We start from the raw sequence: 22,235 nt of genomic DNA, 5'->3' as shown, positions 1-22,235 counted from the left end.
GACGCCGCCTCATCGTGCGCCCCGCACGACGGAGGCCAAGGAAACGCCGTGCCGAGCTTCCGTGTCCGTCCCCGCCCGCGAACGTGGAGACCACTCGGGATCGAACAGTGGTGTGAGCATTGAGGAAAAAGTCCTTTGAAAGTCGAACGTTGGTCGTTAGCTGAGGCCGGAGTAGGCGTGCAGGCCTTTGAAGAACATGTTGACGATGGTGAAGTTGAAGAGGACGGCGGTGAAGCCGATGATCGACAGCCATGCGGAGCGGGTGCCCCGCCAGCCGCGGGTCGCGCGGGCGTGGATGTAGCCGGCGTAGAGCACCCAGATCACGAACGTCCATACTTCCTTCGTGTCGAATCCCCAGTATCGTCCCCAGGAATCGTTGGCCCAGATTGAGCCGGCGATCAGAGTGAAGGTCCAGAAGATGAACCCGACGATCGCGAACCGATACGCCAGTGACTCCAGCGTCTCCGCGGTCGGCAGCGTGCGCAAGTATCCCAGGCCGGATCTCTTCGTGCCCTCATCCTTGCGACGCGCAGCCTGTCGTTCGCGTCGGGCTTGCATGAGCTGTGTGGCGGAAAGGCCGCAGGAGATCGCGAACAGGGCGGTAGCGAGGGAGGCGACGAAGACGTGGATGACGAGCCAGACGCTTTTGAGCGGGTCCATCAGCGGGGTAACTTCGACGTAGAACGCAAGGGTCGCACCACCGAGGAGCAACGCGACCATACCGATGAGGAACGAGCCCAGGAATCGTAGGTCGTACCGGCGGAGCACGGACAGGTAGACCGCAACGATCAGCAATGTCCCGGTGAGCGCGAACTCGTACATGTTCGCCCACGGGACCCTTCCCGCATCGAGTCCTCGCCCAATCGTGCCGGCGAGGTGAAATACGAACGCGAACCCGGTCAGGACGGTGCCGATTCGCGCCCAGAGCAGACGTTGCCGCTGGCCCGGCCGGGTGCGGACCTCGTTCAGCGCGGCGCGTTCGTCGCCTGTGTTCTGCGTGTCTCCGCCCGCGGTCACGAGCGCGGGCACCCGCTGGGGTTCGTCGCGGCGTACTGAGCGTTGTGCAAGGTCGATGGCGTAGGCCACGAACGCGAGCAGGTACACGGCGATCGCGGTCCACACCAACAGCAGGGAGATGCTGTCCAGGGTCAGGGATTCGGGGTCAGGCATCGGTTGCTCCTCGTGCAGATCGGTGGCGGTGGTGGTGGCGGCTGATTCCGGCGATGGTGAGACCGGTGATCGCGCCGAGGGCGATCAGGGCGGTGAGGGCACCGCCGAGCACGACGGCGGGGGTGAGACCGTCTCGCAGCGGGACGCGGGTGATCGCCGCGGCTGCCTGGTCGACGCCGGCGCCGTCGATGATCTGCCCGTCCGGGGCGATGACTTGGCTGGTGCCGACGGTGGAGACGTTCACCACGGCACGGCCGGTCTCGATCGCACGCATCCGGGCGAACGCGAGCTGTTGAAGATTCTCGTCGGTGCCGCGGAAATCGGCGTTGTTGGTCTGAAACACGTAGACCTGAGCGCCCTGGCGGGCGCCGTCCCAGATGACGGAGTCATAGATGACGTCGAAACAGATCGCCAGTCCGACTTTCACCCCGTCGACGGTCACGAACGGGGGGTTCTGTCCGGGGGTGTATTCGCGTTGGATCAGGCCGATGAGGTCGGGCGCGATCCGCTCGTAGAACCACCGGTCCGGGACGTACTCCCCGAACGGGACGGGGTTGACCTTGTCATGCAACTGCGGGTCGCCTTGCCCGCCCCACAGTATCGAGGTGTTGAACACGTCACCGTCGCGTGCGGTGGCGGCGTTAATCAGCAGCGGTGCGCCGGCCTGGGCGACGAGATCAGTGAGCCGCCGGGCGGTGGCCGGGTCGGTAAGGGGGTCGCTGTCGACGGCACCCTCGGGCCACACCAGCAGATCCATGTCCTCCCCCAGCAGGGGGTCGGTCGCGGTTGTTTGCGCGGCCAGCACATCCCCGGGGGTGCGGTCGTCGAAGTACCCGGAGGGCCCGTTGCCCTGCACCCAGCCGATGTCCATCTGACCGGCGTCCCCGGTGGGGAACTGCGGCACGAGTACCAGAGCGGTCACGATCATCGCGGCGGGCAGGACGCCGCGCATGCGTCGGAACCCGCCGGCCCGCCACCACTGCACCAGGCACGCGCAGGCGGCGACGATGAGGAAGCCCAGACCGGTCATCCCGACCCAGGACGCCGCCTCCGGGAGCGGGCCGTTCGCCTGGGTCATCCCGATCCGCGCCCACGGGAACCCGGAGTACGGCCAGGACCCCATCATCAGCTCTCGGACGCTCCACAGCCCCGCTACCAGCAGCGGCACCCCGACAAACCACAGGACGGCGCGTCCGCGGGCGCGGTCGGTCCACCGGTACGCGAGAGCGATGGGGATCGCACCGACCCCGAACAGCACCGTTTCCAGACCGGCCAACGCCACCCACGGGACGGGTCCGAGATATGTGCCCACCCACACCAGGTGGGTGAAGAAGAACGCCGCACCGAAGGCAACACCGACCAGGAACGCGCCGCCGATGCTGCGGCCGATGATCGTGCCCAACGCGAGGGTGATGCTCACAAACGCGAGCGGCCACCACCCCACAGCGGGGAAGGACAGGTCCAGGAGCCCACCAGCAGCCGCGGCGACGAGGAGCGCCGCCCAGAGCGGTACCTTCCGGCGCGCGGCGGGAAATGCCTCCGCCGCCGCGTCAGTCAGCGAGGGCGCGGTCGAGAGCATCGGTGAGATCCGTCAGCTGGTTGAGCTCGAGTCGTTCGCCGTTGAGGAAGAACGTGGGCGTGCCCTGCACACCCATCTGCTGCCCTTCGGCGAAGTCTCCCTCGACCCGCTCCCGGGTGGCGGGGTCTGCCACCGCCTGGTCGTAGGCAGCCATGTCCAGGCCAAGGTCCTCGGCGAAACTGCGGAACAGGTCAGCTTCGGAGACTTGCTGCTCGCCCCACTCGGCCTGCGTCTCGAACATGCGGTGGTACATGTCCTCGACCCGGTCTTGCTGCGCGGCCGCTTCCACCGCGAGGGCGGCGTTCATCGAGTTGTAGTGGCTGGGGATCGGGTAGTACCGGAACACATAGTTGATCTGTCCGTCGTACTGCTCACGGATCTGTTCGACGTACGGGTAGAACGCCCCACACGCCTCGCATTCGAAGTCGAGGAACTCCACCAGGGTCGGCGCGTTCGGGCCGGCGCTGTCCAGGACGTGGGAGTTGCTGCGGGCACCCGGTAACGCGTCCGCGGCGTTGTCGCCTGCGGGCGCTTGAGGGCGGGCGGAGACCGTGTAGATGATCGCGCCGATGACGAGCACGACCACGGCGGCGATCGCAATGAGGGTCACTTTCATGGGGGTCTTCATCGTGGGTTCCTTCGGCTGGGTGTCTGTGAGCTCAGGCGATCACGGGCGGCGAGGTGGGCGTTGCGGATGCCGGCGATCGCGTCGGGCAGTTGCGGGTCCTCTCCGCGCGCGAGACCGGCGTATTCCAGGCGCAGGGTGGGCTCGTCCGGGTCGCCGGTGACGGATGCTTTGACGAACACGCGGCGTCGGGGAACGAGAAGGCCGGTGATCAGACCCAGTGTGGCCAGGGTGGCGAAGCCGAGCACCCAAGGACCGCCGGTGTCGCGTTTGATGTCCAGCGACGCGAATCGTTTCACCGCCGCCAGGGGATTCGTGCCGCTGGAGGCGTCCTCGAAGGTGACCGTGCCCCACCCATTGGGCAGGTCGGCGGTCTGCCCGGGAGTGAGCTGGATCGACTCGGCGCCGCTCGTGCCGCCGGTGAGTTGGGTCATTCCGCTGGTGTCGAGGGTGTACACCGATCGGGGCACGCCGTCGTTGATGCCGAGGCTGCCGGAGAACACGTTGAAGGTGACGACCGGGTTCACAAGATCGGGATACACCGAGGTGAACGCCCCGGTGTCGAGGGCGCCCTGTGTGGGGTAGAAGAATCCGACGAGCCCGACCTGTTCGGGGAGCCCGTCTGGGACCTTGATGATGCCAAGCGAGGTCATCGTGGTGTCTTGCGGGAGGAAGGGCTGTGACTCGCTGTACACGACCGCGCCCTCGGAGTTTCGGACGGTGATGGTGGGTGCGTAGCCGTTGCCGAGCAGATAGACCCGGTCATTGCCGACCGTGATGGGGTAATTCACGCGCACGCTTTCGGTGTCCTCTGTCCCGGCGCGGGCGTCGCGGATGGTGAGGTTCGCGGCGAAGTCGCCTGCTTGGCCGGCACCGGCTTCTCCCGGTGGCACGTAGCTGACGTCGAAGCTGTCGAGGGTCAGCGAGTACGGGTCCAGCTGCGTTCCGTCGACGAACCTGCCCGGGGTGAACGAGGAGTAGTCGTTGAGGGTGTTGACGAACGTGGTCCCCTCGACGATGACCCGCTGCCCGGTATAGGAGAAACCGCTGGCCGCGAGCACAGCGACCAACACTCCGACCAGGGAGGCATGAAAAACCAGGTTGCCGGTCTCCCGGAGGTAGCCGCGCTCGGCCGACACCGACCAAGACCGTGCGGTGTCGTACCGCTCGATGCGGTATCCGCGGCGGCGCAGATCGGCGGCTGCGGCGGTGATCGTGGCCGCCGCGTCCGCGGCGGGGTCCTCGGCCTTTGCCGGGACGTCTGCGAGAAGGTGGGCGCTCAGCCGGCTGAGACGTACCGGGGTGCGTGGTGGCCGGGTGCGGAGGGCTTTCCAGTGGTGACGGGTGCGGGGAATGATGCAGCCGATCAATGAGATGAACAGCAGCAGGTAGATGCCTGAGAACCAGGCGGAGTTGTACAAGTCGAACACCTGGAGCCCGTCGAGGATCGGGGCCAGGTCGGGGTTGGTTCGGAAGTATTGGAGGACCCCGTTGGGGTCCGCGGTGCGTTGCGGGAAGATCGACCCGGGAACTGAGGCGATGGCCAGCAGGAGCAGCAGCAGGATCGCGGTGCGCATGCTGGTCAGCTGCCGCCATCCCCATCGCAGCCACTCGACGGGTCCCAGCGTCGGGGAGGTGACGGTGTCAGGCTCGTCCTGTTCGATGTGATCGGCGGGGCGGGAGGGGTCGGTGGGTGCCTGATCAGAGAGGGAGCGTGACACTGAGCATCACCCCCTGTAGGACGGACATCAGCGTGCCCCAGATGCCGGTGACCATCAGCACGCCTAGGGCGATGAGCAGGCTGCCGCCGATGATGTTGACCACGCGGATGTGACGGCGGAGGAAGGTGACCGAGCGGGTGGCCCAGCCCAGTCCGAGCGCGAGCAGGAAGAACGGGATGCCCAGGCCGAGGGAGTACGCCAGTCCCAGCAGCGCGGCACGACCGGGGTCGCCGAGATTCCAGGACACCGACATGATCGCCGCCAGCGTCGGTCCGATGCAGGGGGTCCAGCCGATCCCGAGCGCGATGCCCAGCAGTGGCGCGCTGAGCAGACCCAGGTTGCCGCGGAAACGGGGGCGGAGGGTGCGTTGCGCGCGAGGGAACGCGCCAATGAAAACCAGGCCCAGAACGATGACGACGACCCCGAGCGCCCGGGTGAGGATGTTCGCGTATTCGAGGAAGAACAGTCCCGCGACCCCACCGAGCACTGTGACGGTCATGAACACGAGGGTGAATCCGGCGACGAACAACGCCACCCCTCCGAGCAGCCGTCCACGGCCGGCGGGATGGCTTTGTGTCGGGGAGGTGGAGAGGGAGGACCCGAGGTAGCCGAAGTATCCGGGGACAAGCGGGAGCACGCACGGGGAGACGAAGGAGATCAGGCCCGCGAGCATGGCGATGAGCACGGCCACCCATAGCGCGCCGTCGAAGATGAACCCTTCGGCGCTCACTGGCTCTCCGCCAGCGCGTCCGCGACGAGGGTGGACAGGATTGACGCGGCCGGCAGCTGCCCGATAATCCGCGCGGCGACCCTGCCCTGCCTGTCCATCACCAGGGTCGTCGGGGTCGCCTGGATGGGGGTGACCGCGGCGAAGGCGAGCTTCGTCTTCCCGTCGACGATGTCGATCACGCTCGGGTAGGTGATCCCGTAGTCCTCCGCGAACGACAGCGCGGTGGCGGGTTGGTCGTAGATGTTCACCCCGATGAACCCCACCCCTTCGGGTTGGTAGGTCTGCCACACCTCTTCGAGCAGAGGAGCCTCGACCCGGCACGGGCCACACGCGGCATACCAGAAGTTCACGACGTACACCTCGCCGGCGAACTCGTCGCTGCTGACCGGATTGCCGCGCTCGTCGACGCCGGCGAACACCACTGTCTCGCCGCGCTTTTCCGCGGAGATCTCGACGATGCGCTCGTCAACGCTGGTGGAACCGGTGCCGTTGTTTGCCGTGGCGGCCAGCCCGTCCTGCGATGTGCACCCTGCGACCGCGAGTACAGCGGTCGCGGCGAGCATCGCGGCGGCCGCACGGAACGCGCGCCAGGATCTCCGATGGGCAACCGGGGGGACGGTGCGGGTGACGGAAGTCACCCGGAATGGGTTTGCCACGACGTTCTCCAATACCAGGACTCAACAGGCGTGCGGTCTGGCGGCGCCAGCGACCGCACGCTCTCACAGGGGCGAGTGGGTTGAGTGGTGGATCAGGTTCGGGAGACGCCCAGCTGCGCAAGAGTAAGCGCCGGCATTCGGGACGGCGCGACCGTGATCAGCTCAAGCATCATCTTCGCGACACGCTCGACGCTGTAGGGCCGCGAGGGTGCCCGCCAGGCCAGCACGACAAGCATCAGCGCGCACACCACTCCCAACAGGCAGAGGGCGGCGCCGAGATCTCCGGCCTCGCTGGCGTGCCCACCTGACGTCACCGTCGGGACGGCGCCCGCCTCGTCCATGATGATGATCGGCTCTGCGATCGACGCGGCCTGACGGCCTTCGGTCTCAGAGTGCGTCGCTGCCCACGAGCACATCAGGAGCGCCAGGACGAGACCCAGCCCTACCAGCAGCCTTGCCACCGGCCAGCGCACGCTCGGGGCGATTGCGCGGCCAGCGCGGTCGGGGCGAATCATCGCAAACGGTCCTACGCTCAGGGATCAGGGAAGTGGAATATCCAGTTATCAGACACTATCAACTGTATAGTCAGCCGATGCTGAGGTCGCTAGGCGGAGGGAACCCGGCTGAGTCCGCTGTCGTCTACGACGAGGATGTCGCCGGCGTCGGTGACGGTGATTGCTTGCGCGGAGCCGTGTACGGTTCCGACGTTTTCCCAGGACGGATCTCCGCTCGTGCTGGCCCAGATGGTGCCTTTGTTGTCGACGCCGATGAGTTGCTGGTGGTTCGGGGAGTTGGCGATGGGATACAGGTTCGGCGCACCGGGTAGCGGATCGAACGTTGCCCCTCCGTCGGTGCTGACCTGGGGGCCATCGGGGGTCGTGACGATGATTCGTCCCGCGGCGTCGACGACGAGACCGAAGATGAGCAGGGTCGCTCCCGTGGGAGACCACGTGACACCACGATCAGCGCTGGCCATGATCAGTGCGCTGCCGGTTTCTTGTCCGTACAGGGTGTCGTCGGGCCCGGCAGCGAGGACGTGGAAGTCTTTCTCGCCCGTGAATGCGACCGGTTCCCAGGTGGTGCCACCATCGCCGCTGCGGATGATGCCAAGGTTCCCTTCCCCCAGTTCGGCTGGGGTGCCTCTGGCCGGGTGGCCGGAGGCGATGAGGTCGTCGTCAATGGCAGTGAGTCCCATTGCGTCGAAGCCGTAGCTCCCGACTCGTGAGGCGAGTTGCCCGTCGGCGGTCGCCGCGTAGAGGCCCTCGTGGGTGCCGAGCAGGAACCCCTCGCCGTTCGGGTCAGGCACGATGGCGTGCACGTGTGCGGTAGCGGTGGCGGCCGTGTGGTCGGCGCCGGTGGACGGTGGCGCGGTACCTGCACAACCGGTGAGGGCCAGAGTGAGGAGCGCGACAACGCTGGCTGTCTCGCGCAGAGGCATGCGCATATATACCCTTTCGAGTTGAGGGTGAGGACGCCCGTCGGGTTGGGCGTCCTCACCGGGTGCGGTTAGAGCTGGCCGAGCAGTTCCTGCATCTGAGCGATCTCGGCAGTCTGCGTGTCGACGATGGTCTGAGCCATCTCTACCGGGTCCGGGTTCTGACCGTTGTCGACTTCGTCTTGAGCCATTTCGATGGCGCCTTCGTGGTGCATCGTCATCTGCTCGAGGAACAGTCGGGCCGCGTCGGCGCCGGTGGCCGATTCGAGGGCGGCCATGTCGTCCTCGCTCATCATCATGTCGCCGCCGTGGTCCATGCCTTCCATGGACTCGGTGCCGCTGTCGGCACCCCACTCGTCCAGCCATTCCTGCAGCTGGTCGATTTCGGGTTGCTGGGCGGCTTTGATGTCCTCGGCCAGAGCGATCACCTGCTCGTCGATGCCGTCCTTCGCGAGGAGCATGTCGGACATCTCGATGGCCTGCTGGTGGTGCGGGATCATCATCTGCGCGAACATGACGTCCGCGCCGTTGAAGTCCGCTGCCGACGTGGACGACGAGCTTCCGCCGTGATCCATGCCCGGCATGGATTCCGAACCGGAGCCGGTGCTGCCGGCGCAGCCTGCGAGGGTGAGCGCGGCGGCGAGGGTGAGCGCGGCGGTCGCCGCGGTACGAATCTTCATAAGGGGGTTCTCCAAACAGGGGTACGTGAAAGGACGCCGGTCGGGATGACGGGCGCGCGACGAGAGAGCCGGTGCCACGAGGGGGCCGACTCGGGTCGCATCACGTACGGCTGATACAGAGAACGTTGAGGGAGGGTGGTCGCAGGAGCGTGAAGGGGAAGACGGCGGTGCCGAGCGGCCTGGGGCGGGGCTGTGTGGACAGACACCGCAGGGCGTTGCGCGGCCCAAACAGTAGCAGCACGGCCGCCAGCAGAGCGAGCACGCACGCCATAGTGAGCATGTCGGTGTGGCCGGTGCCGCAGTCCGGGCACGGTTCATCCGTCGCGGGAGCGCCGGGATGATGGTCATCCACAGCCGTGCTCGCAGCAGCGGCGGTGAGGGTGGTCTGGTGACCGGTGTCCGCGGCGGTGTGGGCGTTGAGGGAGTGCATGGCCAGCAGGCCGGCGATGACCGCGGCGGTGAGGGCGATGAGCAGCAGCAGCGTGCGCGCCATCGACCGGCCAGCGTACAGCCGGTCCGTCAGTGCGATCAGCGACATGTCACCTCCCTCCCTTCCACGGTACGGCACACCCGTCACCGGTCGAGAACTGCGTCCGGGCTAAGGTCAAGCCTCCGCAGCAGCTGCGCGTTGAGGGCGACGACGATGGTGGACAGTGACATCAGGATCGCGCCGACCGACATCGGTAGCACGAAACCGATCGGGGCGAGGATGCCGGCAGCCAAGGGCACCGAGATGAGGTTGTATCCGGCGGCCCACCACAGGTTCTGCTTCATCTTGCGGTAGCTGGCGCGGGACAACTCGATCACCGACAGCACCGACCGGGGGTCGTCGCTGGCAAGGATGACCCCCGCGGACGCGATCGCGACATCGGTTCCCGCGCCGATGGCGATACCCACATCAGCCTGGGCCAGGGCGGGGGCGTCGTTCACCCCGTCGCCGACCATTGCGACCTTGCGGCCTTCGTCCTGCAGCTGCTTCACCTTGGACGCCTTGTCCTCCGGGCGCACCCCAGCGAAGAACCGGTCGATGCCCAGTTCAGTAGCCACCGACGCGGCGACCGCGTCGGCATCACCGGTGATCATCACAACCTGCACGTTCCGCTCGTGCAGCGCGTCGACGGCCTGCCGGGACTCCGGGCGGATCTCATCGGCCAACCGCAACGCACCGGCGACCTTCCCGTCGATGAGGACGTGCAAGATGATGGCACCCTCTTCCCGCCACCGGTCCGCGATGGGCAGCTCGTGCGCGCCGGCCTGCTTGAGCAGGTACGGTCCGCCAACCTGCACCACCTGGCCGTCAACGGTCGCACGCACCCCGACCGCGGGTGAGGACTCGAAGCCGGTCGACGCCGACACCGGCAGGTGCTTGTCCCGCGCAGCAGTGACGATGGCGCGCGCCAGCGGGTGCTCGGAATCGGACTCTGCCGCAGCGGCCAGGGCCACCAGCCGGTCCGCGTCGATCTCGTCCACTGGTTCGACACCGGTCACGGCAGGGGCGCCCTTGGTGAGGGTGCCGGTCTTGTCGAACAGCACGGTGTTTACGGTGCGCATGCTTTCCAGCGCGAGCCGGTCCTTGATGAGCACACCGCCGCGGGCGGCTCGTTCGGTGGCGATCGACACCACCAGTGGGATGGCCAGGCCCAGCGCGTGAGGGCAGGCGATGACCAGCACGGTGATGGTGCGGATCACCGCGTCGTCGGGCAGACCGACCAGTGTCCACACCACGGCGGTGATCCCGGCGGCGATGAGAGCGAACCAGAACAGCCACCCGGCGGCCCGGTCGGCGAGGCGCTGCGCCTTCGAAGAGGAGTTCTGCGCCTCAGTGACCAAGCGTTGGATACCGGCCAGAGCGGTGTTCTCCCCCACCGCGGTGATCTCCACCCGCACCCCGGAGTCGGTGGCGACGGTGCCGGCCACGACCGGGTCACCGTCGCTGCGGCGTACCGGGCGCGATTCGCCGGTGATCATCGACTCGTCCATGCTCGCCGACCCCTGCACCACCCGCCCATCTGCAGGTACGCGCCCGCCGGGGCGGACCACCACCACATCCCCAACCTGCAAGTCCGAAGGCGCGACGGTCACCGTGGTATCCCCGTCGACCTTCTCAGCCTCGTCCGGCAGCAGCGCGGCGAGGGAGTCCAGCGCGGAGGTGGTCTGCGCCAGGGACCGCATCTCGATCCAGTGGCCCAGCAGCATGATGACGATCAGCAGCGCCAGTTCCCACCAGAAGTCCAGCTCGTGGTGCAGCAGGCCGAGACTGGCCCCCCAGGACGCGACGAACGCGACGGTGATCGCCAGCCCGATCAGCAGCATCATGCCGGGCTTGCGGTTTCGCAGCTCGCTGACCGCGCCGGTCAGGAACGGGGCACCACCCCACACGTACATGACGGTGCCCAGCACCGGAGAGATCCACCCCACCCAGGCGGCATCGGGCAGCGGATACCCCAGCAGCATCGAGAACATGCCCGAGAAAGCGACCACCGGGATGGCAAGGATCAGCATGATCCAAAACAGCCGTCGGAACTGACCCACATGGTCCCCGTGACCGGCATGCCCCCCATGTCCGCCGTGCGCCATCCCCGCATGTGCACCCTCATGACCGGCGTGCTCATCATGCCCGGCATGCCCGCCGTGCGTCGGTTGGGCGTGCTCGTCGTGTGGGGCGGCAGCCGGCGCGTGGTGCGCGTGCTGGGTGTCGGGTTCGGCGACGGCTTCCCGCATGCCGCGGGCGGTGTTCTCGTCGTCGGCGGGCCCGGCAGGGGTCTGCCCCGCGGGGTGGTGGTCGTGCTGGCTCATGGCGAGCCTCCTTCCACGATGCATCCGGGGGGATGCGGGTCAGACTCGGGCAGGAACGCGGGAGTCCGGTGAGGTGAGAGCGGGTGTGGTGGCCGGGGTGGCGCGGAAGCCGCGCAGCCGCAGGCTGTTGGTCACCACGAACACCGAGGACAATGCCATCGCGGCCGCGGCGACCAGCGGGTTGAGCAGCCCGGCCATCGCCACCGGGATGGCGGCGACGTTGTACGCGAATGCCCAGAACAGGTTGCCCTTGATGGTGCCCAGGGTGCGGCGAGCCAGCCGGACCGCGTCGGCCACGACCAGCAGGTCGCCGGAGACGACGGTGATGTCGCTGGCGGCGATTGCGGCGTCCGTGCCGCCGCCCATCGCAAGACCCAGGTCAGCGGCCGCTAGCGCGGCGGCGTCGTTCACACCATCACCGACCATCGCCACCACCCGGCCCTCGTCCTGCAGCCGGCGGACGACATCGAGCTTGCCGGCCGGGGTGACACCGGCGTGGACCTGGTCGATCCCGACAGTCGCGGCGATGTGGCGGGCGGCGCCGTCGTTGTCGCCGGTGAGCAGTACCGGCGTCATCCCCAGCGCCTTGAACCGGGCAACGGCTTCGGCACTGGTGGGTTTGACCGTGTCCGCGACCGCGATGATGCCCAGGTGCTCCCCGTCGCGGCCGATCGCGACCACTGTCGCCCCGGCCGCTTCCAGATTGTCCGCTTCCCGCTGCAGGTCAGCAGGAGGAGTGATGCCCCACTGTTCTTGCAGCCATGAAGGGCGACCGGCGACTATGAGCGACTCGTCCACGATGCCCTGCACCCCGAGCCCGGCGTGAGAGGCAAACGTCTCGGCCGCCGGCACCGGGCCGGACTCGGTGACGATGGCCCGCGCGACGGGGTGCTCCGACCCGGACTCCACCGCCGCGGCCGTGGCCAGCAACTGGGCGGTGGTGACGCCGGGGGCGGGGTGTACCGCGGTGACGGTCATGGTGCCGGAGGTGACGGTGCCGGTCTTGTCCAGCACGATCGTGTCGACCTTGCGGGTCTGCTCCAGCACCTGCGGTCCCCGGATGAGGATGCCCAGCTGGGAGCCGCGACCGGTGCCCACCAGCAGCGCGGTGGGGGTTGCGAGTCCCAGTGCGCACGGGCAGGCGATGATCAGGGTTGCTACCGCGGCGGTGAACGCCAGCTCGATCGAGCCACCGACCAGCAGCCACCCGACGAACGCGGTGATTGCGAGCAGGATCACCACCGGCACGAACACACCCGAGACCCGGTCGGCGAGACGCTGCACCTTGGCTTTCCCGGTCTGCGCCTCCTCCATCAGCCGCCGCATCCGTGCCAGCTCGGTGTCCGCGCCGACACGGGTGATCTCCACCGTGAGGCGGCCGCCGACGTTCACGGTGGCGCCCACCACCCGAGAGCCGACGCCGACTTCGACCGGCGTGGATTCGCCGGTGAGCATGCTCGCGTCGATCGCGGACGACCCGTCGACGACGAGCCCGTCGGAGGGGATTTTCTCCCCCGGCCGGACCAGCACGGTGTCACCGACGACCAGCTGCGCCGCCGGAACCCGCTGCTCCACCCCGCCGACGATCTTCACGGCGTCTTTCGCGCCCAGTTCCAGCAGCGCACGCAACGCCTCGGACGACGACTTGCGGGCGCGGGCTTCGGCGTACCGGCCGGCGAGGATGAAGACCGTCACCAACGCGGCGACCTCGAGGTAGATCTCGTGCCCGCCTGCCTGCGGGGTGCCGACAAGCGTGAAAGTCATCGTCATTCCCGGCATCCCGGCGCCGCCGAAGAACAGGGCGTACAGCGACCAGCCGAACGCGGCGATCACGCCGACACTGATCAACGTGTCCATCGTCGCTGCGCCGTGGCGGGCGTTGACGGCCGCGGCGCGGTGAAACGGCCACGCCCCCCACACCGCGACGGGGGCGGTGAGGGTGAGCGCCAGCCACTGCCAGTACTCGAACTGCAACGCCGGGACCATCGACAGCACTGCGACCGGCACCGCCAGGGCGGTGCTGATCAGCAGACGCTGCCGCAACGACACCAACTCACCATCCGCGGCCGGCGCGGCAGCACCCTCGCCTGAGGGGTCGGCGGCCGGTGGGGCGGGAACGGCGGCTTGATACCCGGCCGATTGCACTGCGGCGATAAGCGCCGCAGGGTCGACGTCCTGCCCGCGCACCCGGGCTTTCTCGGTGGCGTAGTTGACGGTCGCTTCCACGCCGGGCAGCTTGTTGAGCTTGCGCTCGATCCGTGTCGCGCAGGACGCGCACGTCATCCCGGTGATGTCGAGCTCGACATCACCGTGCTCATGACGAGCTGCTGGCCAGGGAGTAGCCAGCCTCCTCCACCGCTGCCGTCACCGCAGCGGTGTCCACCGGTGCGGTGCTGCGGATCGTGACACGCGAGGCTCCGCCGGCGTTCAGGTCCACATCAACGCTTTCCACGCCCTCGATCGAGGCCAGCTCCTCGGTGACGCTCATCACGCAGTGCGAGCACGTCATACCCGCCACCAGAACCTCAGAGGTCACCGCCGCCGCCGACACGTCAGTGGTCGTGGGGGCAGATGCGGTCGAGCAGCACGCACAGCCAGCCGAGTCCTTCAGGCCCAGGTCGTCGCGGTTGTCAATGTTCATCACAGTCTCCTCGTGTGGTGATCGGTTAGTCAGGAACGGACGAGGCGAGCGATCGCGTCATTGGCTTCACGGATCTTCTCCGCGGCAACCCGGCCACCCTCGGCACTGGCCTCGGCTACACAGTGCGTGAGGTGGTCTCCCAGCAGCGACAATGCGACGTTCTCCAGCGCCTTCGTCGCTGCGGAGACCTGAGTGAGGATGTCGATGCAGTACTTGTCGTCCTCCACCATCCGGGCGATTCCCCGGACCTGACCCTCGGCGCGGCTCAGTCGCTTCAGCAAATCGTCCTTATTCGCCACATAACCGTTCATATAAATACCATACCCCCCTATGGTACTTTGTCAAGCCCGCTACTCCCTTTTGAGATAATCTGCGTATGTTTGCAGATAGTTCCGGATGTGGTCGCCTCCCGGAAAGCGAATACGTTGAACTCGCGGTAGAGGTCTTCGCGATGCTGGCTGACGCGACGCGGGTGCGGATCATCATGGCATTGCGAGATGCCGGCGAATTATCGGTGAATCACTTGGCCGACATCGTGGACAAGTCCCCGGCCGCGGTATCGCAGCACCTGGCGAAGATGCGCCTGGCGCGCATCGTGTCGACCCGCCAAGACGGCACACGGATCTTCTACCGGCTCGCGAACGAGCACGCACAACAGCTTGTGGCCGACGCAATCTTCCAGGCTGAGCACTCTCTCGGGGGCACCCCCCACCACCATCGTCAAGCCGAGGAGTCGCGAGCGGTGGTGGAGCCATGAGCACGCTGACCGATGCGCCGGTCCGCGCCGGAGAACGGACTCTGGCGAAACCGCCCTCGATCTTCGTCACCGGCACCGAGAACGCATCGCCCTCATGACCTACGGCCCTTGGGCGGGACAGTGGCGCGACACCATCCTCGTCGAGCGGCGGGCGGAGTGACTATCTCAACCGTGCGGTGACACCCACCGGGCCTGCAAGGTCGCTGGTCCGAGAACAGCTAGACCCGCCTGTCCACGAGTGTGGGGCGGGTCCGCACACTCAGCTTGTCCGACCCCGCTGCTCCTGGCAAGGCAACGATATAGCGCGGGCAACCTGGACGGAGTCTCAGCCCTTCCGGCCATCGCTGGTTCGTCGAGTACTCCGCTTCCTATCTGTCGCGACGGGATGGCATTGGTCGGTTACCGGGGATGACGAGACGAATCGCCCGGCCGCCAGGTCTTGCTGGAGTCGAACCCGCAACTCGCGAGCAGCGATGCGCGCCGCTTCGCTGTAGACACTGGGCACAGTTGCGTTCACCTCCCGGTCGTTTGCTGGAGTGACCCCGCCATGTACTGGTCGCTCTGCGTCGCCGTCCTTCGAGCTGCCAGAGCGATATTGCTGGAGCATCCTCTCGATAGTCAGCGATTCTTCGCGTCTTCTTCCCATTCCCAGAGTGCCCCACCTGGGCGTCGCTTGCGACGCCGCGCGCCCTTGACCGAGCGCAGAAATGGCGTGATCTTCCGGTATCGCGTGAAGGGTTCCATGTAGCCCGTTATCCGCTTGAGCCACTGGTCACGTCTCCCTTTGAAGGACGATGAACGCGGTACCGCCCCGAGCCGTCAACGTCGACGGTCCAGCCAGACAGCCGTAGGTTCGCTGCGCCTTTTCGGCTAGTCGTTGCGCCAACCGACGAGATGTGTCGCTGAACGGGGGAGCCGCTTTAGGCCGGTGGAAGGGAAGCATCACGACCATGCCTCGATGTATTCGATCTGGTCGAGAAGCTGGGATCGATTCTCAAAGACGACGTGCGGGGCTCTTGCCAGGTGAGTATTTGAAGGGTTGAGGGCCAGTCGATATTGGGGTTCAGTGCCACTCGATATTGCGATTCAGGGCCGCCCGGTATTGCCGGTGAGCGCCACCCGGTGATGGCAACGCTCACCGGCGCCGGTCAGGCCGTCCTGGCGGTGTGTTCGCGCATGTTGGTGCTGCCGGTCTCGATCCAGATGGTGTTGTGGACGATGCGGTCCATGATCGCGTCGGCGTGGACTCCGCCGCCGAGGCGTTGGTGCCAGTCCTTCTTCGCGTACTGGGTGCAGAACACCGTCGAGGTGGCGTCGTAGCGGCGCTCGAGCAGCTCGAGCAGCATGCCGCGAACGCTGTCATCGGGGTTGTCGAGGAGCCATTCGTCGATCACGAGGAGCGTGAACGCCGCGTATTTGCGGAGCCACTTCTCCTTCCCCGCGGGCCGGTCGCGGGCGGTGGCCCAGGATTCTTCGAGGTCGGGCATGCGGATGTAGTGCGCCCGGTAGCGGTGCTGACAGGCCTGCTTCGCCAACGCCGATCCGAGGTAGCTCTTCCCGGACCCGGTGAAGCCTTGGAAGACGACGTTCTGCTGCCGGGTGATGAACTGGCAGGTGCCGAGTTGCGCGATCACCCCGCGGTCAAGACCCCGCTGCTCGAGCAGGTCGACTCGCCGCAGGTCCGCGTTCGGGTAGCGGAGACCGGCCCGCCGGATGAGGCCTTCGACCTTGGCGTGGGTGAAGGTGGCGTGGGCGTCGTCGACGGCGAGCTTGACGCGTTCTTCGAACGCCATTCCCAACGTGAGGCTGTCGTCCTGGACCTCGAACGCGTCGACCAGCGACGTCACCCCCATCTCACGCAGCTTCCGCTTCGTCTCCGAGTCGAGCCGGCTCATCGGATGTCACCGGCGTAGTAGTCCGCGCCGCGGACGTATCCGGTCGGCCCCGTAGTCGCGGGTTCAGCCCATGGGCTCCTCCCGTCGGGTTGGTCCTGGTTCGTCTCGAGGATGGGCCGCAGATGCGCGTAGCGCGGAGATCTCACCCGGGACGCGAGGGCGATCCCGGCGGCGGCTTCGACCCGAGCGGCGGAGTAGCGGCGGGTGAGCCGCAACACCGCCAAAGCCGCGTCCAGGCCCTGCTCGTCGACGGGCACGGACTCGAAGATCCGATTCACCACGATCGTGGTGTCCTCCCCGATCCGGCCCGCCCACTCGCGAACACGTTCGGCGTCCCATTGCCGGTAGCGGGGACCGTCGGGCAGATCGCTGTCGTGGGTGCGATACTCGTTCACCATCCCGACCGGAGCGAGCAGGTGGCTCGTCAGCCGCTCCTGCCCGGCGAAGATCTCGACCGTGGTGTCGGTGACCCGCAGATCAACACTCCGACCGATGTTCGGGTAGGGCACGGAGTAGAAGTTGCGCTCGAACACGACGTGCCCGTTCTTCTGAACCCGGCGCCGGTAGAACCACCTCGAGATCTCAAACGGGACCACCGGAAGCGGCCGCAGCAGCGGCTTCTCCTCCGAGTCGAACACGCTCAGCCTTGACCCGGCGCGCTTTTGGAACGGCTCCGCGTTGTAAGCGGCCACGCGTTCGTAGACGACCGCCCGCAACTCCGCCAAGCTCGCGAAGCTTCGGTCGCGGAGGGATGCGATCACCCAGGTCGCGACGTTCCCGACCGTGTTCTCGACACTGGCCTTGTCTTTCGGCTTCTTCACCCGCCCCGGGAGCACCGCCGCGGAGTAGTGCGCCGCGAGTTCCCGATACGCATCGTTGAGCACCACCTCACCTTCCGCCGGGTGCTTCAGCACCCCGGTCTTGAGGTTGTCCGGGACGACACGCGGGACACTCCCGCCGAACCAGTCGAACATCGACACGTGCGCGCGCAACCAGGCGTCCTGCTGCATGTCCAGCGTCGGCTCCACGAACGAGTAGCGGGAGAACGGCAGCGTCGCAACGAACAAGTAGACCCGCGTCTGCTGCCCGGTGACCGGGTCGGTCAGCTGCATCGTCTTGCCCGACCAGTCGACCTCGACCGTCTGCCCCGCCTTGTGCCCCACCCGCGACGCCGCCCCGGAGATGAGGACGTGCTGCTGGTAGGCCTTGCAGAACCTGTCGTATCCCATCGCCGTCGATCCCGCCGCCCGGCAGGCGTCGACATACTCGCCATGCAGCAGCTTCAGCGTCACCCCGACCCGCGCGAGCTCCCGGTGCACCCTGTCCCAGTCCGGCTGCGCGTGAACGCTGTCATGTTCACCACGACCAGGAAACAGCCGCGCATACACGTCCGCTTCCTCGAGCTTGGCGACGTCGTCCCAACCGATCCCTTCCCGGTCGGCGGCGTCGATGACCGCCGCCACACTCGTCCGGGACATGCCCTGCGCGGCGATCTGCCTCCCCGTGAACCCCTCCGCGCGAAGCCGAAGCACCAGCTTCGCCTTGATCTTGCGTACCATCCGAATCACTCCTTCTGCCGTGTGATTGGCCACGCGGCAGAAGGAGCCTAGGAACGGTGGCCCTCAACCCCAATATTCGGTGGCCCTCACCGACACGATCGCGTCGATGAGCGAGTGGCCCTGAACCGCAATATCAGTGGCCCTCAGAGGAGCGAATACTCAGCCAGGATCGGAGAGATGGCGTAGATGACCCGCAACTGAAGCCCTTCGTGGTGAACCACCGTGGGCTGCGCAAATCGCTGGGACGGAGGCCACGTCCACATATCGAACGTGTGGGAGTCCCAGCCTTCATCTCGTCGCGATCGCCAGCCTCTGAGGCTCAGGGCCTCGTCGAGCTCCGCGTCGTAAGGGCGTACGTACGGCTTTGGAGCTGGCTTGCCGCCCTCGTCGACCAAGGCGCGAAACAGGCGCTGCAACTCCGATGGCCCCGCTGCACCGGACCTCACAGCCGCCGCTATCCCGGTCGCCGATGGATCGCCGGGAAAGTAGTACTCGAGCCGACGCAAGACCGATGACACCGCGCGATCACCCGGTTGCTGCTGCGATTCGCTGAGAGACACTCGCCTATCCACTCAACTGCTGTGGTCCGACGCAAGGCGAGGCTGGTCGAATCAGTCGGATCGACAAAGGCGTAGCGGCACCCGGCGCTACGAGCGCAACAGCTCGTCGAACACACGCTAGGGATGTTGCGCCGTAGCGGCAGTAGCACCGTGACGATTACTTTGCGGCTTTCGCTGGCCACGTCGCATCGTCAGGTCAACGCTGAGGTCATGGGATCGATTGAGCCGTACGAAACAGCAGCCGGCAGACGGTATCGAGTGCGATACCGCAAGCCCGACCGCTCGCAAACGCAAAAGCGGGGGTTCCGAACGAAACGCGACGCCGAGCAATATCTCGCAACGCAAGAGGTCGCTCAGATGCGCGGGGAGTGGGTTGACCCCCGTCGCTCTCGTGTCGATGTTGCGATCGTCGCCGCCGATTGGATAGCCGCCCAGGTGCACGTGAAGGCGTCCACCCGATCCGGCTATGAATACTCCCTCGCGAAGCACATCCTTCCGCGTTGGGGAACCACCCGAGTCAGCGACGTATCGCATGGCGATGTTCAGCGTTGGGCGACCGAGCTGAGTAAGACACTGGGTCCATCCACTTTGCGCCAGGTCGTGCTGGTCCTCGGCGGCATCTTCAAGCTGGCGATCCGTGACGGCAGACTTCAATCCAACCCGGTCGCCGACTTGCGGCTGCCGCGCATCACGCGCGACCGGCGTGGGTACCTGACTCACGAACAGGTCGTCGAGCTTGCTTCGCAATGCGGTGACTACGCCGACCTGATTCTCACTCTGGCGTACACCGGCCTGCGGTGGGGTGAGCTGGCGGCGCTTCGCAGGCGGTCGGTGGATCTCCAGCGCAATCGGATTGTGGTCGACGAGGCGGTGGTGGACGTCCGTGGTGAGTTGGTGTGGGGAACACCGAAATCGCACGAGCGGCGGTCTGTTCCCGTTCCGCAATTCCTTGCTGACAGGTTCATCGAGCGGGTGGCCAGTAGAGGCCAAGACGATCTGATCTTCACTTCTGCGCTCGGCGTGACAATGCGGAACGGCAACTTTCGACGCCGGGTATTCCAGCCGGCGGTTGCGAGATGTCGTGAGGCCGACCCGACCTTTCCCGTCATCACCCCGCATGATCTTCGACACACGGCCGCATCGCTCGCTGTCTCTGCCGGTGCCCACGTCAAAGCAGTGCAGCGGATGCTCGGCCACGCGTCTGCAGCCATGACGCTGGATGTCTACGCTGACCTGTTTGACGACGACCTGAACAGCGTTGCAGCGGCTCTTGGCGCACGTGCCCTCGATGCGGTGGCCAAAATGTGGCCAGAAGACCCGGTGGCGCCTCGCACGCACGCATAGAAAAAGCCCCCGATCCCAGTAGAAGCCTGGAATCGGGGGCAGTGGCTCCGACGGGCGTCGATCCCGTGACCTCACGATTTTCAGTCGTGCGCTCTACCAACTGAGCTACAGAGCCGCATGGCATCCGAAAAGCCATGTCCTAGACGAAAGGCCCTCTGAAGAATCAAAGGGCCCGTCGCTGTGGAGCGACCCTGACGGGACTTGAACCCGCGACCTCCGCCGTGACAGGGCGGCACGCTAACCAACTGCGCTACAGGGCCATGCATATTCAATTATGGGAGTGACCCCAACGGGATTCGAACCCGTGCTACCGCCGTGAAAGGGCGGCGTCCTAGGCCGCTAAACGATGGGGCCGAGCGAACCCGAAAGGCTCACGCTTACCGAGGGACAAGCATACGTGCCACACGATGAAAATACCAATCGAGGGCGCGCCCGCGCGCGCTGGCGTTCGAGGGAGGGAAGGATGCCGGTGTGCTTCGCCTTCGAACGCGGGATGATGTCTTCAGAAAGTGACTCTGGGCGAATGTTACAGATGTTGCTACTGTGAATGCTGTTGTCTGCGGCCATCAGCGGCCGCGTGCAACCCGATGACCGTCAGGAGAGGTACCCGTCGTGCGACCCGATAGCGCCGAAGCGGCCGTGGATTGCGGCTGCGCGCCGACGGCCGATGAGATGCGCTCCTTCCGCAGGCCGCTGTCGCGGCGCGGAGCGATCGGGCTCGGCGTGATCGGCCTGGCCAGCACCGGGTTCCTCCTGGCATCCCCCGCCTTCGCCGCCACGAGCTATCCCTCGTGGGACGACGTCGAGCGGGCGAAGGCGAACCAGTCGGCCAAGGCCGCCGAGGTCACCCGCATCGAGGGGCTCATCGCGCAGCTCGAGAACGACGTGGCCCAGAAGCAGGCGCTCGCCGAGCAGCTCGGCCTCGAGTATCAGCTCGCGCAGGAGGAGTTCGAAGATGCCGCGGCGCGCGCGGTCTCTCTGCAGGAGCAGGCCGATGCCGAGGCGGCACGCGCCGAGGAGACGGCGGCCAAGCTCGGGCGCCTGGCCGCCCAGCAGTACCGCACCGGCGGAGACAACACGTCGCTCGAACTCTTCTTCTCGGACTCGGCCGCCAGCGCCGACGACCTGCTCGCCCGCCTCGGCACGATGGATCAGCTTCTTGCGGCGAACCGCTCGGTGTACGCCGAAGCGGTCGGTGCGCGTGACAACGCGCTGAACCTTTACGCGCAGGCCGCCGTCGCCCGCGATGAGCGTGACCGGCTGCAGCAGGAGGCCGAGGGCAAGATGCTGGCCGCGCAAGAAGCCGCCAGCGCCGCGCAGGCCGCACTCGAGGCGCAGTCCGCGCACCGTGAGACCCTGCAGGCTCAGCTGGCCGCGCTCCAAGACACCACCGCCAAGACCATCGCCGACTACCAGGCCGGCGTCGAAGCCGCCCGCAAGGCGCGTGAAGAGGCTGCCCGGAAGGCCCGCGAAGAGGCTGCCCGGAAGGCCCGCGAAGAAGAGGAACGGCGCCGTAAGGCTGCCGAGGAAGCCGCCAAGAACAACAGTGGCGGATCCAGCGGTGGCGGTGGCGGCAGCTCGTCCGGCGGCGGCGGAAGCCCCGCGGGCGAAGTGCAGAACTCCGGCTGGGTCCGTCCGGCAGCGGGCTGGATCAGCTCATGGTTCGGCAACCGCGGCGGCCTGTGCGCCAATGGCTATTGCACCGGCAGCGGGCACCGCGGCATCGACTTCGCAGCCGGATGCTGGTCGCCCATCTACGCCGCGGCATCGGGCCGCGTCGTGTTCGCGGCCAACAGCGGCTCGTGGGGCAACTACATCAAGGTCGACCACGGCGGCGGCATCATCACCGGCTACGCGCACATCGCGCCCGGCGGGTTCGCGGTGAGCCACGGACAGCGCGTCTCCGCCGGCCAGGTCATCGCCCATGTCGGCAACACCGGCGCCTCCACCGGCTGCCACCTGCACTTCGAGGTCTACTCCGGCGGCGTGCGCATCGACCCGGCGCCGTTCCTGCGCAACCGCGGCATCTCGGTCTGACGCCGAAACGAAAGAAGAGTGGATGCCGCGGCATCCACTCTCCCCTCTGA

19 protein-coding genes, 3 tRNA genes and 1 pseudogene are annotated in these 22,235 nt (G+C 66.8%); 4 read left to right on the top strand and 19 right to left on the bottom strand.

The annotated features are described in order from the left end of the window. Positions 1-156: 156 nt before the first annotated feature. The 14 genes from ccsB to BKA10_RS10685 form a co-directional block, all read right to left on the bottom strand. Positions 157-1,170 carry a c-type cytochrome biogenesis protein CcsB gene (ccsB, locus tag BKA10_RS10750; protein WP_183499882.1) on the bottom strand — a complete coding sequence of 338 codons (1,014 nt, stop codon included), beginning with the start codon at positions 1,168-1,170 and terminating at the stop codon, positions 157-159. Further along, on the bottom strand, positions 1,163-2,749 hold the full coding sequence (lnt, locus tag BKA10_RS10745; RefSeq protein WP_183499881.1) for an apolipoprotein N-acyltransferase: 1,587 nt from the start codon (positions 2,747-2,749) through the stop codon (positions 1,163-1,165). The genes ccsB and lnt overlap by 8 nt, the downstream gene beginning before the upstream one ends. Next, entirely contained in the window at positions 2,721-3,377 is a 657-nt protein-coding gene (locus BKA10_RS10740) for a DsbA family protein (protein ID WP_183499880.1), read from the bottom strand. Before BKA10_RS10740 ends, lnt begins: the two co-directional genes overlap by 29 nt. Continuing rightward, the gene (gene resB / locus BKA10_RS10735) at positions 3,374-5,095 is read right to left on the bottom strand and encodes a cytochrome c biogenesis protein ResB (protein WP_183499879.1); all 1,722 of its coding nucleotides are present in this window, start codon (positions 5,093-5,095) and stop codon (positions 3,374-3,376) included. The genes BKA10_RS10740 and resB overlap by 4 nt, the downstream gene beginning before the upstream one ends. Next, entirely contained in the window at positions 5,076-5,825 is a 750-nt protein-coding gene (locus BKA10_RS10730) for a cytochrome c biogenesis CcdA family protein (RefSeq protein WP_372491449.1), read from the bottom strand. Before BKA10_RS10730 ends, resB begins: the two co-directional genes overlap by 20 nt. Next, complete coding sequence (locus BKA10_RS10725) at positions 5,822-6,463, bottom strand: TlpA family protein disulfide reductase (protein WP_372491450.1); 642 nt, start codon at positions 6,461-6,463, stop codon at positions 5,822-5,824. Before BKA10_RS10725 ends, BKA10_RS10730 begins: the two co-directional genes overlap by 4 nt. A 110-nt stretch (positions 6,464-6,573) precedes the next feature. Beyond that, positions 6,574-6,996 carry a hypothetical protein gene (locus BKA10_RS10720; protein WP_183499878.1) on the bottom strand — a complete coding sequence of 141 codons (423 nt, stop codon included), beginning with the start codon at positions 6,994-6,996 and terminating at the stop codon, positions 6,574-6,576. Positions 6,997-7,085: 89 nt separating this feature from the next. Beyond that, positions 7,086-7,919 (bottom strand): F510_1955 family glycosylhydrolase, encoded by an 834-nt coding sequence (locus BKA10_RS10715; protein WP_241740175.1) that lies wholly within the window; start codon positions 7,917-7,919, stop codon positions 7,086-7,088. A gap of 68 nt (positions 7,920-7,987) precedes the next feature. Then, a complete protein-coding gene (locus BKA10_RS10710) occupies positions 7,988-8,596 on the bottom strand; it encodes a DUF305 domain-containing protein (protein ID WP_183499877.1) in 609 nt (202 codons plus the stop codon). Positions 8,597-8,696: 100 nt separating this feature from the next. Continuing rightward, complete coding sequence (locus BKA10_RS10705) at positions 8,697-9,134, bottom strand: DUF6153 family protein (RefSeq protein WP_241740176.1); 438 nt, start codon at positions 9,132-9,134, stop codon at positions 8,697-8,699. A 35-nt stretch (positions 9,135-9,169) separates the two neighbouring features. After that, positions 9,170-11,173 (bottom strand): heavy metal translocating P-type ATPase, encoded by a 2,004-nt coding sequence (locus tag BKA10_RS10700; RefSeq protein WP_241740234.1) that lies wholly within the window; start codon positions 11,171-11,173, stop codon positions 9,170-9,172. Positions 11,174-11,431: 258 nt separating this feature from the next. Continuing rightward, the gene (locus tag BKA10_RS10695) at positions 11,432-13,738 is read right to left on the bottom strand and encodes a heavy metal translocating P-type ATPase (protein WP_277816606.1); all 2,307 of its coding nucleotides are present in this window, start codon (positions 13,736-13,738) and stop codon (positions 11,432-11,434) included. Beyond that, on the bottom strand, positions 13,707-14,033 hold the full coding sequence (locus tag BKA10_RS10690; RefSeq protein WP_183499875.1) for a heavy-metal-associated domain-containing protein: 327 nt from the start codon (positions 14,031-14,033) through the stop codon (positions 13,707-13,709). The genes BKA10_RS10695 and BKA10_RS10690 overlap by 32 nt, the downstream gene beginning before the upstream one ends. A 29-nt stretch (positions 14,034-14,062) precedes the next feature. Beyond that, positions 14,063-14,344 (bottom strand): metal-sensitive transcriptional regulator, encoded by a 282-nt coding sequence (locus BKA10_RS10685; protein WP_183499874.1) that lies wholly within the window; start codon positions 14,342-14,344, stop codon positions 14,063-14,065. A 65-nt stretch (positions 14,345-14,409) separates the two neighbouring features. Between BKA10_RS10685 and BKA10_RS10680 the strand changes: the two genes are divergently transcribed. Both BKA10_RS10680 and BKA10_RS16925 read left to right on the top strand, forming a co-directional pair. Beyond that, positions 14,410-14,790, top strand: a complete 381-nt coding sequence (locus BKA10_RS10680; RefSeq protein ID WP_183499873.1) for an ArsR/SmtB family transcription factor — start codon at positions 14,410-14,412, stop codon at positions 14,788-14,790. A gap of 76 nt (positions 14,791-14,866) precedes the next feature. Continuing rightward, a pseudogene (locus BKA10_RS16925) lies at positions 14,867-14,950 on the top strand (GNAT family N-acetyltransferase); the annotation flags it as partial. A 988-nt stretch (positions 14,951-15,938) separates the two neighbouring features. Here the strand turns inward: BKA10_RS16925 and BKA10_RS10675 are convergent. Both BKA10_RS10675 and istA read right to left on the bottom strand, forming a co-directional pair. Continuing rightward, the gene (locus BKA10_RS10675) at positions 15,939-16,685 is read right to left on the bottom strand and encodes an ATP-binding protein (protein WP_183498614.1); all 747 of its coding nucleotides are present in this window, start codon (positions 16,683-16,685) and stop codon (positions 15,939-15,941) included. Next, positions 16,682-18,244 carry an IS21 family transposase gene (gene istA, locus BKA10_RS10670; protein ID WP_183498613.1) on the bottom strand — a complete coding sequence of 521 codons (1,563 nt, stop codon included), beginning with the start codon at positions 18,242-18,244 and terminating at the stop codon, positions 16,682-16,684. Before istA ends, BKA10_RS10675 begins: the two co-directional genes overlap by 4 nt. 770 nt (positions 18,245-19,014) lie before the next feature. On the opposite strand from istA, the gene BKA10_RS10665 reads away from it, so the two are divergent. Next, positions 19,015-20,148 carry a site-specific integrase gene (locus BKA10_RS10665; protein ID WP_183499872.1) on the top strand — a complete coding sequence of 378 codons (1,134 nt, stop codon included), beginning with the start codon at positions 19,015-19,017 and terminating at the stop codon, positions 20,146-20,148. Between the two features lie 42 nt (positions 20,149-20,190). Here the strand turns inward: BKA10_RS10665 and BKA10_RS10660 are convergent. The 3 genes from BKA10_RS10660 to BKA10_RS10650 all read right to left on the bottom strand — a co-directional run bounded on the left by BKA10_RS10660 (position 20,191) and on the right by BKA10_RS10650 (position 20,502). Beyond that, positions 20,191-20,263 (bottom strand) — tRNA-Phe (locus BKA10_RS10660). Positions 20,264-20,334: 71 nt separating this feature from the next. Further along, positions 20,335-20,408 (bottom strand) — tRNA-Asp (locus BKA10_RS10655). A gap of 21 nt (positions 20,409-20,429) precedes the next feature. Then, positions 20,430-20,502: transfer RNA gene (locus BKA10_RS10650), tRNA-Glu, on the bottom strand. Between the two features lie 258 nt (positions 20,503-20,760). Between BKA10_RS10650 and BKA10_RS10645 the strand changes: the two genes are divergently transcribed. Beyond that, positions 20,761-22,185, top strand: coding sequence for a peptidoglycan DD-metalloendopeptidase family protein (locus tag BKA10_RS10645; protein WP_248199313.1), 1,425 nt, complete (start codon positions 20,761-20,763; stop codon positions 22,183-22,185). Positions 22,186-22,235 lie beyond the last annotated feature (50 nt).

This window comes from Microbacterium invictum (genome assembly GCF_014197265.1).
In the GTDB taxonomy this organism is placed as follows: domain Bacteria; phylum Actinomycetota; class Actinomycetes; order Actinomycetales; family Microbacteriaceae; genus Microbacterium; species Microbacterium invictum.
This window is presented reverse-complemented; position numbering and strand designations above follow the sequence as displayed.